The sequence below is a fragment of the Spiroplasma tabanidicola genome (assembly GCF_009730595.1).
In the GTDB taxonomy this organism is placed as follows: domain Bacteria; phylum Bacillota_I; class Bacilli_A; order Mycoplasmatales; family Mycoplasmataceae; genus Spiroplasma_A; species Spiroplasma_A tabanidicola.
This window is the reverse complement of sequence record NZ_CP046276.1, coordinates 670,224-684,203: the sequence shown is the minus strand read 5'-3', so window position 1 is coordinate 684,203 and position 13,980 is coordinate 670,224. Positions and strand designations below refer to the sequence as shown.

The following is a 13,980-nucleotide window of genomic DNA, read 5'->3' as shown; positions in this document are numbered from 1 at the left end:
TAAAAAAACACTTGATTTGAGGTTATGGTACCCTGTAAAATTATGTAGTAGTAGAACACAGATTTATTTTACAAAAAATAGAAGCAGGTTATGGTACCCTGTAAAATTATGTAGTAGTAGAACTTTGTAAATTACCATGTAATCTTTTATATCGTTATGGTACCCTGTAAAATTATGTAGTAGTAGAACATAAACTGGGTTATTCATTCCATCTAAATCGTTATGGTACCCTGTAAAATTATGTAGTAGTAGAACATCGACAGAATTAGTTTTAAACATATCTAAGTTATGGTACCCTGTAAAATTATGTAGTAGTAGAACATATAGAGTTTAAAATAAACATGTATATATGTTATGGTACCCTGTAAAATTATGTAGTAGTAGAACAAGCAAAACAATTAACAAGCAAACTTGATTGTTATGGTACCCTGTAAAATTATGTAGTAGTAGAACGACATAGTGGCAAGACTACTTGTGTTTCTAGTTATGGTACCCTGTAAAATTATGTAGTAGTAGAACTTAAAAAAGATGATTATAAAAAGTTGTATGGTTATGGTACCCTGTAAAATTATGTAGTAGTAGAACCTAAAAGATTAGAGAAATTAAAAGAGAAGTGTTATGGTACCCTGTAAAATTATGTAGTAGTAGAACTGATAGGGTTTAAAAACAAAAGATTAGTCAGTTATGGTACCCTGTAAAATTATGTAGTAGTAGAACAATTAGAATTAGAGATAGCGATATTTTTAGGTTATGGTACCCTGTAAAATTATGTAGTAGTAGAACCCTCCTTTTATTTACATTGACAATTATTATGTTATGGTACCCTGTAAAATTATGTAGTAGTAGAACATATAGAAATACATTTAAAGAATCATATATGTTATGGTACCCTGTAAAATTATGTAGTAGTAGAACAAAACATGTCTATAACAGAGTTGTGTTTTCGTTATGGTACCCTGTAAAATTATGTAGTAGTAGAACATTTAGATATATATGTTATTTAGTATGATGGTTATGGTACCCTGTAAAATTATGTAGTAGTAGAACGGTATTTCCAATTTGTTGATAAAACCCCCTGTTATGGTACCCTGTAAAATTATGTAGTAGTAGAACCTTAAGGGGAGCGTCCCTATTGATTAGTCAGTTATGGTACCCTGTAAAATTATGTAGTAGTAGAACTGCTAAAGCTATTGAAGATAAACAATACAAGTTATGGTACCCTGTAAAATTATGTAGTAGTAGAACTGAGCGTTAGAAGAGTTAAATAAAATATTAGTTATGGTACCCTGTAAAATTATGTAGTAGTAGAACCTTTTAGTGAGTATGAGATGACTACTTTTAGTTATGGTACCCTGTAAAATTATGTAGTAGTAGAACTATTTAATGTGAGAGAGAATAATAAGCAGAGTTATGGTACCCTGTAAAATTATGTAGTAGTAGAACATATGTTTGATTTATGAAAATGTACATCTTGTTATGGTACCCTGTAAAATTATGTAGTAGTAGAACATACAATTCTTACAAGGCTAATTGCTCCTAGTTATGGTACCCTGTAAAATTATGTAGTAGTAGAACGATATTTAGATAAAATGAAAAGTTTATTTAGTTATGGTACCCTGTAAAATTATGTAGTAGTAGAACAGGCAAGCTACTTTTTTGTCCTGGAAATCAGTTATGGTACCCTGTAAAATTATGTAGTAGTAGAACCAGCAAAGTCTTCTGGGTTAGCAACGCCGTGTTATGGTACCCTGTAAAATTATGTAGTAGTAGAACTTGTAAATAAAGACAACCAACTTGCTAATGGTTATGGTACCCTGTAAAATTATGTAGTAGTAGAACTACTATTACTTTTGAGTTTTCTAAATACAAGTTATGGTACCCTGTAAAATTATGTAGTAGTAGAACTTAACTGATAAGTAATATAATCAGGTTTTTGTTATGGTACCCTGTAAAATTATGTAGTAGTAGAACCATTAGCAAATCAATATTTAGAATATATCAGTTATGGTACCCTGTAAAATTATGTAGTAGTAGAACAAAAAAGAATAGATATAAGGTCGTCAAACCGTTATGGTACCCTGTAAAATTATGTAGTAGTAGAACTTCTAGTAAAGATCAATACATGGTCAGTTAGTTATGGTACCCTGTAAAATTATGTAGTAGTAGAACTAAACTTTGATATGTTGGCTTTATTATATAGTTATGGTACCCTGTAAAATTATGTAGTAGTAGAACTGGCACAACTTACAAAAGCATTTACAGCCCGTTATGGTACCCTGTAAAATTATGTAGTAGTAGAACTAACAACAAAACTTTTAACGCTGCTTCATTGTTATGGTACCCTGTAAAATTATGTAGTAGTAGAACAATAAAGCTTTAAACATAATTTTTCTCCTTGTTATGGTACCCTGTAAAATTATGTAGTAGTAGAACATAAAGATTATGTAGAAAAAAAATATACAAGTTATGGTACCCTGTAAAATTATGTAGTAGTAGAACTCTTCCGCCTATTTATAGAAATAAATGAAAAAAAAATAATAATTTGCATTAACAATATTATTCTTATTACTGAAAAAACTATTAGTAAACTGATTGAGTACTTAATTTAAAAAAATTAAGATAAACTTAATAAAAAACTTGAATATAATTCTCTAAGTATACATTGTGTTGAAAAAAACATAAAATTACATAAGGAGAATTTTTTTATGGCAAATTTAAAAGGAAATGTATCAAGTATTATGAAATTTAATACTAAAAAAAATTAATAAATAAGTACTTTAATCAAAAATTTTTTTTTTAGATAATTATCAAAAATTTACAACATTCATACTCAACAGTTAGAAAAATGTGTTTAGATTGAAAAGTTTATGGTGATGAATCACTTATATAAAAAATAGAAAAGCATAACAAATATAATGGAAAAATTAGAACTAATTCAAAAGATCCAAAAGATAAGAAAATTACTGAACTTAACAAAAAACTAAAAATATCAAAAATGGAGAATGATGTTTTAAAAAAGTATAATAAACTAATGGAGAATTCAGAAAAAGAATAATTAATTTCTACAAAACAATAGATAAATATAAAAATAAATATACAATTTTTTTATTTATGTAAATTATTAAATATAACTAGAGATAGTTATTATAGCTGTTGCAAAAAAAATAAGCCAGAATATGACTTAAAATTAGCTAATAATTTAGCTTATAAAATAAAAGATATTTTCATTAAACACAATGGAATTTATAGGATGCCAAAAATAAAAATAATTGTGAATAATAAAGGTGTTATAGTTAGTCAAACTAAAGTAACTAGAATAATGAAAATATTTAAACTGTATTCAATTATAAGAATAAAAAAAATGCATAGAAAACAAAATGAAGTTAAAAATATAACACATGACTCAATCATCTTAATAGGATTTGATCTATATATTCAAAAAATGAGTTATGAGTTACAAATGTAACTTATATACAGTTTAAAAAAAGTTTGCATATTTAAGTGTTATAAAAGATGCAAATACTGTATTTATATTTGGTCATTAAGTATCTTTAAAAAAAGATATAAATATTTATAAAAAATCACTAGAGAAAGTTTTGTTTCATAGAAAAGATATTTTTAAAAAACTTATTATTAATTCTAATAACGAAATATAGTACACATTTGCATTTGCAATACGATATGCAAAAAAGCTCGATAATATAATTATCTAGGCTGGGTAACTCTATTGATAATGTAATATGTAAAATTTTTTTCTTTACTAAAAGAATAATAAAAAAGAAACTAAAACAAAATAGCTTTATTAATCTAAAAAAAATAATAGATAATTATTTAGATTTTTATAACTATACAAGAATAATGATTAAACATAATGGACCTCAAGCATATGTTAATATCGGTTTTATTTCAAAAAAAGAATATTAAAATAATTTTGAAGTATTCTTATAAAAAAACATTTTGCATACTTGAAAAAGTATATTTATTTTTTTTTTTTTTTATATAAAAAATCTTAAAAAATTAACGATTAAAATAGTGGAGGTGAAATTATTAAAAAATATTTATATCTACTAATTTTAATAGTTTTAGTAATTTTATTATCATCATTTTTAATTTTTAGAAGTAATACAAAACAAAAAGAAAACATAATATATGAAAACTCTTTAATAAGTTTTAAAATAGTCTATGATATAAAATTAGAAAATAAAAAATATTTACCAGAACCTATAAAGTATAATAAAGATTTAACAAATGAAAAAAACTTTTTAAAAGATAATAACTTAAATTATTTACTTAATTTTTTTGAATTAAAAACTAGTAAGTTATTTCAAAAAGATAAAATTATTTGGCTTTTACCTAAAGAAAATATTAAAACTATAAAAACTTTAAGAAAAGATTTAACTGAAATTTTTTTTATAAATAAAGGTGTTACAAAAAGTAATAGTCAAAAAACAATTAAAATATTTAAAAACTTTAAAAAGACTTTCGATATGTGTTACAAGGAATTAAAAGCTGTATTTAATAATGGTGAATTTAACAAATCCTTCTATAAAGAAGCTATACCAAGACTTATTCAATAGAATCAATTGATTTGCTTTTAATGTTTTTAGTATCATATTTGTGGTCATCACTTTAAAAATATCTAGCATTTATATTAAACTTTCTGTTTACGGTTTAATCTTTTGCATTTATCTTCTATTTATAAAAAAAGTATATATTTTTTTTATTTTGTATTTTATCTTTTTTGTTTATTTTTTAACTTTCTATATATTTAAAGTGGATTTTTTTAAAAACAGTGACATATACTATGTGAGTGAAGTAAAAGAAAAATATGTAATCTTAGTAAAAGGTTTTAAACAATATTTAGTATGAAAAGGGGATGCTAATTTTTCGGTAGGGGAGGTTGTAAAAGCGGTAGGGGAAGTTAAGAAACTCAATGTTTATGGTAACTTTTGAAGTTTCAATTTTAATAAATATTTAAACGATAAGAATGTTAATGAATCTATTGAATATATAAAAATATTAAAAGTATTTTTCAAAGATCCTAGATACTATTTTTTTAAACTAAATCATTCAGAAAATAATTTAGCTAACTTGTTACTTTTTCAAAATAAATCTAATGATGAAGTATATAAAAATTTAATAAACCTAAGTTTAAGCTACTTATCAAATATTTCAGGTGTATATCTGTATTTATTTGTGGTGTTTATTAAAAAATTGATTTCAAAAAAGTATAAAAAAAATAGAATGTTAAGTTTTATCTCACTTATTTTTATGTTTTTTTATTGTTATTTAATAGGAATGCCACCAACCTTGTTAAAAGTTTTAATAGGTTTTTTGTTAAATAAATTAAAAAAATATTTTAACTTTAATTTAAATAAAATTACAAAGCTATCAATAACATGATTCATTGTATTATTTATAAATCCAATGTACTTATTCAATATTGGATTTGTATATTGTACAATAGCCATTTTGTTATTAAAAAAATATAAAGATAGAAAAGAAAGTACTAACTTGATAATAAATTTTATAGTAATTAATCTTGTATTTATTCCTTTGAACATTATTTATGATTTTAAAATTTATTGATTAGCTCAAATACAAGAGATAATTTTGTTGCCATTATTTTTTCTTAGTTTTATATTAAGTTTCTTTTTTGTTTTACCATTTTTAAATCCGCTCCTTAATTTTGACTATAATTTATTAAAGTTTACAGTAATCTTTTTTTCAAAATATAATTTAACATCTTTGACAGGATATATAAATTTTGGTTATATTATCATTTATTATTTAAGTCTCTATTTTTTGACTAAGTTTATTATTTTTAATAAAAAAATAAAATTCTTTTTATATTCAATGTTGACATTTAGTTTAATAGGTATGTATTTTACAAATACTATTATCAATATTTTTAGTCAAACTATCGAAATGCTAAATGTTGGTAATGGAAATTCTTTTATGATTAATTATAATTCAAATATTTTTGTTATTGATGCTGGTGCTGGAGTAGGTCAAAATAAATCAACATTACCGGATTATTTAAAATATAAAGGTTTGAATAAAATTCAAAGTGTATTTATATCTCATAACCATAGTGATCATTATAATTCGTTAGAACAACTCAAAAAAGAAACTACTATAAAATATATTTATAGAAATTTAAAAAAAGATATTTTAGTTGAGTTTGATGATATTAAATTTTATATTTTTAATGAGTATGGTAACTCAGATGAAAATGATAATTCGCAAATTATTGTTGTTAAATTAAATAATCAAACTTTTTTATTTACAGGTGATGCAAGTAAAAAAAGAGAAGCTAGAATGTTAAATAATTCTTTATTTTTAGAACTTGTAAAAAATGGTGTTGATTTATATCAAGTAGGTCATCATGGAAGCAAAACTGCTACAAGTGATAAATTTGTCAAAGCTATTAAACCTAAAATTTGTTTTATTTCAGGTATGAAAAAAGATAAGTTACAATTTCCAAGTAAAGAAACAATTAACACTTTAGAAGATAACAGCTGTCAAAACTATATTACAAATGGTGAAAAATCATATAAATATAAAATTAAATCTAAAAAAGTTGTAGAAATAAAAAAAGAGTTTATTTAAACTCTAGAAACTTATTATTTCATTAATCTTGATTTTTCTCTTGCTGCCTTATTTAACTTTCATACAGATTTAGTTACTGATTTATCAATTAAACTTACTGCTGTATTAATTAATTGATCTTTATCTGCAGAATTTTCAGCTTTAGCAACTATAGCCTTTTTAATAGCTGTTTTAACTTGACTTCTAAAAGCTTTATTAACTAATCTTGATTTCTCATTAGTTAAAATTCTCTTCTTTTGAGATTTAATATTTGCCATTTTTCCTCCTATTTCAATATTTAATCATATACATATAAAGTATATAGTAAATAACTAGTAAAAAACAAGAAAAAATAAAAAAAAGCAATTTTTTAATGTTAAAGTATAGATATAGGTGAGAATAGTGTTTTTTATTTATTCAAAAGATCAATATTTAATAAGTAAACAAATAGATAAATTAGTAAAAAAAATTAATGTTGATAATGATTATGAAATTTTTAATTACTCTTTAATAGATGATTCGATTATTGAAATTATCAGTCAAATTAATACATATTCACTTTTTTCTAGAAAAAAAATCATTATTATAAATGACAGTTTTTTTGTCAATGAAAATAAACCGCAATTACATAAAGATTATGATAATAAATATATTGAAAAAATTATAAATAATAAAAATCCTAATGTGGATATAATTTTTACAGTAAAAAGTGAAAAAATCTCTAAAAAATTAAAAATAGCAAAGTTGATTGAAAATAATGCAAAAACATTGAAAGTAGATATACCTAATTTTGATCAAAAATATGATTTGGTAGTTAAAAAACTTGAAAAAGAAGGATTAAATTACAATAAAGAAGCTATTATATACTTTTTAGATAGAGTAATTGATGATGTGTCTATTTTAGTTAATGAAGTTAATAAATTGATTAGTTTAAATAAAGATATTACAAAAGAAGTAATAGAAGATAATGTTTTTAAATACTATCAATACAATATTTTTGAATTAGCAGAATCTTTTATAAAAAACGATATAAAAGCTTTTTTAAAAGGTTGAAATGTATATATCGAACTAAACTCTAACATGTTTAGTTTTTTAGCACTATTAAGTAGTCAATTTTGCTTATTGCGGAACGCTTTGTTATTAAAAAAAATGAATAAAAACATTAGTCAAATATCATCAATTTTGAATCAAAACCCCTATAGAGTTCAAAAATTAATGAGTGAAAATAGACTAGATATAAATAAAATAAATGATACAATAAAGACATTATATAAACTAGAAAAAAATTTGAAAAACGGGGAAATTGATAACAAAATAATACCAGAATTAGAATTTATCAAGTTATTTAAAAGAGAGGTAATATAAAATGGAAGCACAAAGCGTTTATCAAAGCGTTGTTACAAGCTTATTTAATCTGATTAGAGATGAAAAGTTAAGAACTAAAATTTTTATTGATTTTGAACTTAGAGCTAAAATTATAGCAAATATCAATAACTTGTTATCATTAGAAATAGACAGTAGCGCAACTTTCAAAGATGAGAAATGAAGTTCAAATCTTGCAAAAGCTATTGTGAATATTACAAAAGAAAAAATAAAATTTGAAAAACCAGAAAATAAAGTAATAATAGATATTTATGCTGACTATTCAGATTTATTAACTTTTTGCTTAAATAAATATGAAGTTTCAAAAGAAAAATTAACAAGTGAAGCAATTCAAATTTCATCAAAAGAAATAACTCTATCTTCTAAGGTTACTGATGAAATGAAAGAAAAATACGGAGAAACAGATTATACAAAAATAGAAACAAATGGTAAAGAAGTAGAAGTGGTAGGCGTTGGCACAGAAAAACCAAATCTTGATGTCAATAACAAAAATAATAATAATAATAATTTTCATAGTAATTTTGCAAATGGATTTAATCATAATATGTTTAACCAAATGGGCGGAACGTTACCACCGCCACCACTTCAAGATCAAAGATTTTTCCCATTTAAAACAAAATTAAAACATGCATATTGATACAAAATTGCATTATCAGTTTTTTATGGAATTTGTGGTTTGACATATTTAATACTAGTGATATTTTTAACTACAGGATCAATAGATCTTGCAAAATCAGATCAAAGTATTGCTAATTCATCATTTTCAAATCTTTATACTGGAAATGTAGAAGTTTTATCTTTGCAAAGAGCCATTTTATTTGGAAGTAATTTCACTTCTAATATGAATTATATATTTTTAGCACTTAACTTTATTTTATTGATATATATATTTTATGTAATGATAAAACCGCCGCTAACATATAAAGAACAATATTGAATACCATGATTTAACATAATTTTTGCTGGAGTATTTGTTTTTGTAAATATCTTCACATTATATCTTGGAAATGTAATTAGCACAATTTCAGGTAGTTCATCAATATTTGAAAACTTTAGAAATGCAATTAATGCTGCTGCTCAAAAAATGAACACATCAGTTAGCGATGAAGATATTCAAAATGTTTTTTCTTCAATTGTAGAAGGAAATATATCATCATCTATAATAACTTTAATTAAATCATTATTATGAATTAATTTTGTAATTTTAATGATTTGTATAGTTATTATTGTTGTAATAGTATTCTTAAACCCTAAAATGGATAGAGAAAAAGTTATTTATGCAAATCAAGAATATCAAAAACTTATGAGTGAATTAATGCAAGGAAGAAAATATGAAATGGATCAAAGTATTTATGAACCAGAAATATATGTAAAAGAGTTTTTAGATAAACGAGATAACAAAAAAAACAAAGAACAAAAAGATGATAAAAACTAGATAACCTTCTAGTTTTTTTAATTAATTGTATGCTTATATTACTTTTTTTTATATAATATTTTTAGAGGATGTGCTTATATTAATGAGTTATTATTACAGACATGAATTTAAATTTTCAGATCATGGGCTTCAAAGGATAAAACAAAGACTTAATTTAAGCGAATCTAATGAATGAGAAATAAAAGAAAAAGTACTTGATATGATTGAAAACTCAACAAGAAATTTTGAAACAAATGATACAATTTATATCTACACAGGAAAGGGTAACATTTTTTTTGTTATTGCAAAGCGTGAAAAATTAATTATAACAACTACACCGATTTCTCCAGAAAGAGAATTGAAACTTATAAATAGAGATATATATTAAGGAGATAATTATGAAAGGTCCAGAAAAAAAAGTTCAAAAAAAAGTAAAAAGAAATTTATTACTTCCTAGTGATTTTTTAGATAAATGAATCAGCACAAAAGATGATGGATCTAAATGTTTTAGATATATAGACTTTTCATCTGATAGTGTTGTTGAAGTTGAGGTTGAAAATGAACCAATTATTGAAATGCTTTTTAGTTGAGACGATAGCTTTGATATTGAAAAAATTCACAAACAATATAATCAAATAGCAAAAATTGGAAAAGCTATTTTTGAAAGAAGAATCGATAAAAAAGACAAAGAAATTAAAATAACAGGTAAAGAACTTTTATTTGTGAAGTATTTTTATTTTTTAGTGTGTTTATTAAACGGAGAGTATAAATATTCATTTGTAGAGTATGAAAAAAATTATCGAGTTTTTGATGCAATAAATCAAGATGCTCCAATGGAGGTTAGAAAAAGTATTTTATCTATTATTAGCTACACTTTATTTGATATGTATGATTATATTTTTACACCAAGAATTTTTGAAAGTTTATATGAATATGTAGAAAAATCTGATGTTAACTTTGTTAATCAAGAATACAAAAAACAAATTATAGTTCCACCAAATTCTTTTAAAGATTTTAATTATAAGTTTTTAGATGTTTATTTTCATAATATTGTAAATAATACTTTTATAAAGATTTTTAAAGTATCTCCTTTAGATAGAACTTCATTTATTTTAACAAATAAAACTATTGCTGGTTTTATAGATGAAAAAACAAAAATTAATATATTAAGTGTGTTTGTAGTGGACCCAAGATTTGCAATTGGGCTAGTAAATCTTGGTCCTGGTAGAGGTGAATATCGACCTTTATTTAAATATTTAATTGGAGATAATAAAATTGATAATAATTCTATTCCAAGTTGTGTAAAACCAGAACTTGAAATAGAAGAAAACGGAATATATCTTAGTGAAGAACAAAAGTTTATATTTAAAGCATTTGAATTAACAGACAAACAAGTTAAATTGGTTAATGATTGTTTAAGATATAGAGATCTAAAGATAGATTTTGATTTATTTGTAAATTACTAGATTAATTTACACTTTTTAGTTTAATTTCATTTTAAATATAATATATAATAATTAAAATGTATTGATGGGGTATAAATGAAAAAAATTAAGATTTTAAAAAAGAACTCTAAAATTAAATTTATGATTGCAGCAGTAATCATTTTTTCAATTACATACCTTTTATTTGGTTTACTAATTTACTTTTCTCCGATGGTTAATTGAAAAGAAGGTGGACAAAAAGCTTCTTTTAACGCAATTTATGATGCTTATAATAAAGAGAGATATTCAAACGGCGGTTTTGATATTGGAATATACGAATACTTTAATGATGCTTTAAAGTTTATGTTATTCAATTTTGAAACTAAAAATTTTGCTATAGTTCCAGATCAATTTACAATATTCTATCTACCTATATTTATTGGTGGGTCTTCCTTGGTTTTAATATTTTTTAGAATGATTATTCACACAGTTGGATATAACAATCAAACAAAAAAAGGGGTTGCAAGAATAGTAAAACCAATAAGAAGTTTTCAAATAACAATGATTATTAGTTGAATTTGTATAGCTTTATTATTATTGTCATCTCTATTGTCATTTTTAGCTGCATCTCCTTATTTAATGGGATTTTGTTGAGAATTTGGAGCAAGTGGAATTGTATCGATTACTTCTAATGTTCAAATTGCAGATGATATACAAAATATTTTACTAGGAGCAAACGGAGAAGGGTTCCAACCGGTTTATTGATTAAGTTTAGCAATTTTTTTTAATAACTTTAGTCAAGGATATAATTCTAATGAAGCATTATATATTTGAATTTGAATTATGACACCAACTTTACCATTAATTTTATTTGGTTTGTTCGGATTTTTAGGAGTTATTCTTGGAGAAGCTTCATGATGAAATATTAACTTAGTTGTTTTACGAGATATAGATGCATCAACCGGTATGAATATCGCAAAAGAATATGATTATGTAAAACCTGTTAAAATAAAAGCTAATGTTAAAAAACAAAAACCTGATAAAGGAAATGGATCAATTGTTGATATTGGTGGAGTAAAATATGATACAAAAGTATTTGTTAACTTCTATACTTCACTTGCAAAAATGCTTGATAAGTCAAAAAACTCAGGTCTAGATTTGTATCAAGAAGCTAAAATGAAAATATCAAGATTAACAGGTTCACCAAGTGAAGTTGATTGACAAGATGAATTAAATCAAATTGAAAATAAAATGGATATATTAACTGGTATTGAACAAAAATTTATTGATTTATTAGTTAATATTATTGAAAAATCAAAATTTAATGTATTTGGAAGATATAGAGATGATTTAATTGAACTAATTGATGAATATAGATACAACGTTAAAGAATGAAATGTTTATGAATGTGAAGCTATCATAGAACAAATATTTGCGATTGCTCTTAAACGTGAAGAATTATTGGCAAAAGTTGGATTATGTGTTAGAAAACGTCTATCAAATAGTTTTAAACACATTGATGATAAATTAGATATTGTAAACAAATTAGAATATGCTAAAAACGGAGAAGATTATGATGAATATAGAAATGTTTGCCTTGAAGTAATCGAAAAAATGTCACCAATTAAATCAAAATTTAATAGTTATGCTAAAAAAATTATTTATAATTAAATTGATTAATCATTTAATATAAATGTTTTTTTTATTTTTATCTATAAATAAAGGAAAAGAGAAATGAAGATTATTGGTATTGGCGGATATATTGGTAGTGGTAAATCCACTTTGGTAAATTATTTGAAAGATAAATATAATTTTTTTGTAATAAGTGCAGATTTAATTGCAAAAGAAGCATTAAAAACAAAAGTAGTTCTAAATTTTTTAATACAAAACATACCAGAATGCGTGAAAAATAATGTAATAAATACTAAAATGCTAAGAAAAATTATTTTCAATGATGATCAATTAAATGATAAATTCGTCTCATTAGTTTGACCTGTGATAAGTAAAAAAATAAATAATATTTTATATTCAACTAAAGCAATAAACCAAACTTATATAGTGGAAGCTGCTGTTATAAAAGGATTAGACATTAATTTTGATTTAACTATTTTTGTTAATAAAGATTTACAAAAAAGAATAAAGATGGTAAAAAAAAGAGATAAGGCTAATAAATTAGAAATCGAAAATATTTCAAAGTTTCAAGAAAATAAAGCTAAAAAACTTAAATGCGATTATTATATTGATAATAATGACTCTTTACAAAATTTATATAAAAGGGCGGATGAAATAATAAAAAATTTATCAACAACAAAGGACTAGTAAAAGATTTATTTTTTTGAACTATTATTTTTCTTTGTTTTATTTTTATCTAAAAAACCAACTTGCTCTAATGCTTTTTCAACAGCTGATTGAATTAATTCATGAGTTTCTTCATAAGTAAATAATTTGTCTTTTATTGAATCTTTATCTTCTAAATCATTTTCATCAATAACTTCTATTTCATCACTTTTATCATTATTAACTTCAAAAAAATCATCAAATTTTTTTGTATTTTTTGCTTGTTTTGAAGCGCTATCGTCGGTTTTATTCGTTTTCTTTTTATTAGATTCCAAATTTCCATTTTTAGTCTTATTATTACCCTTAGAATTACTGTTAGGGGGGTTGTGAATGCTTAAATCTTTATCAATCGATAATGTGGAAGTAGATAATGTATCACCTGTCATTTTAGCTCTTAAAGCAGCCATTCTATCACCTATCTCAGCTTCTGTTACAACATTACCTTCGTCTTCTTTCTTATTAGATTCTTTTTCAAATTTAGCTTTTTCTGCTGCAACTTTAGCTTTAGCTTTAGCTAAAATATCACCTAAACTACCTGGTGCATTTTTAAATTTTTCTTGTTTTTTAGCTTCTAATTGCAACTCTTCTTCAGTTTGTGTACCATGTAATCTTCTTACCTTAGCTCCTAGATCACCTTCAATTTCAGAGACTTTTTTTGTAATATCTTGGTTTTCACAAACATGAATTTTTAAATGAATTGAACAAAATTTAGGTGAAAATTGAGCCATATTTAATTCTCCATTCTAACAACTTACAAATAAAATTAAGCATTAATAATATATATAATACATTAAAAGGGTATACAAGTAAATATAACGATTTAACATTATA

Annotated in this window: 10 protein-coding genes and 1 CRISPR repeat array; of the genes, 8 read left to right on the top strand and 2 right to left on the bottom strand. The window is 23.5% G+C overall.

The annotated features are described in order from the left end of the window. Positions 1-21 precede the first annotated feature (21 nt). Positions 22-2,499: direct repeats of the CRISPR family, unit length 36 nt; unit sequence GTTATGGTACCCTGTAAAATTATGTAGTAGTAGAAC. A 577-nt stretch (positions 2,500-3,076) separates the two neighbouring features. Together STABA_RS05945 and STABA_RS03115 are read left to right on the top strand one after the other, a co-directional pair. Further along, positions 3,077-3,466, top strand: a complete 390-nt coding sequence (locus STABA_RS05945) for an IS3 family transposase (protein ID WP_156006445.1) — start codon at positions 3,077-3,079, stop codon at positions 3,464-3,466. Positions 3,467-4,806: 1,340 nt separating this feature from the next. After that, positions 4,807-6,612, top strand: a complete 1,806-nt coding sequence (locus tag STABA_RS03115) for a ComEC/Rec2 family competence protein (RefSeq protein ID WP_170264690.1) — start codon at positions 4,807-4,809, stop codon at positions 6,610-6,612. A gap of 14 nt (positions 6,613-6,626) precedes the next feature. Here the strand turns inward: STABA_RS03115 and rpsT are convergent, their stop codons facing one another. Then, a complete protein-coding gene (gene rpsT / locus STABA_RS03110; RefSeq protein ID WP_156006441.1) occupies positions 6,627-6,869 on the bottom strand; it encodes a 30S ribosomal protein S20 in 243 nt (80 codons plus the stop codon). Between the two features lie 124 nt (positions 6,870-6,993). On the opposite strand from rpsT, the gene holA reads away from it, so the two are divergent. From holA to coaE, 6 genes are all read left to right on the top strand, one after another. Then, positions 6,994-7,956 (top strand): DNA polymerase III subunit delta, encoded by a 963-nt coding sequence (gene holA, locus STABA_RS03105; RefSeq protein WP_170264689.1) that lies wholly within the window; start codon positions 6,994-6,996, stop codon positions 7,954-7,956. 1 nt (position 7,957) lies between these two features. Then, entirely contained in the window at positions 7,958-9,409 is a 1,452-nt protein-coding gene (locus STABA_RS03100) for a hypothetical protein (protein WP_156006437.1), read from the top strand. 82 nt (positions 9,410-9,491) lie between these two features. Next, positions 9,492-9,776: a hypothetical protein gene (locus tag STABA_RS03095; protein ID WP_156006435.1), complete on the top strand. Its 285-nt coding sequence runs from the start codon at positions 9,492-9,494 to the stop codon at positions 9,774-9,776. Between the two features lie 10 nt (positions 9,777-9,786). After that, complete coding sequence (locus STABA_RS03090; RefSeq protein ID WP_156006433.1) at positions 9,787-10,854, top strand: hypothetical protein; 1,068 nt, start codon at positions 9,787-9,789, stop codon at positions 10,852-10,854. A 75-nt stretch (positions 10,855-10,929) separates the two neighbouring features. Beyond that, complete coding sequence (locus STABA_RS03085) at positions 10,930-12,483, top strand: hypothetical protein (RefSeq protein WP_156006431.1); 1,554 nt, start codon at positions 10,930-10,932, stop codon at positions 12,481-12,483. 63 nt (positions 12,484-12,546) lie between these two features. Beyond that, positions 12,547-13,131: a dephospho-CoA kinase gene (gene coaE, locus STABA_RS03080; RefSeq protein ID WP_156006429.1), complete on the top strand. Its 585-nt coding sequence runs from the start codon at positions 12,547-12,549 to the stop codon at positions 13,129-13,131. Positions 13,132-13,139: 8 nt separating this feature from the next. Here coaE and STABA_RS03075 read toward each other — a convergent pair whose 3' ends face one another. Continuing rightward, on the bottom strand, positions 13,140-13,877 hold the full coding sequence (locus tag STABA_RS03075) for a hypothetical protein (protein WP_156006427.1): 738 nt from the start codon (positions 13,875-13,877) through the stop codon (positions 13,140-13,142). Between the last annotated feature and the right edge of the window lie 103 nt (positions 13,878-13,980).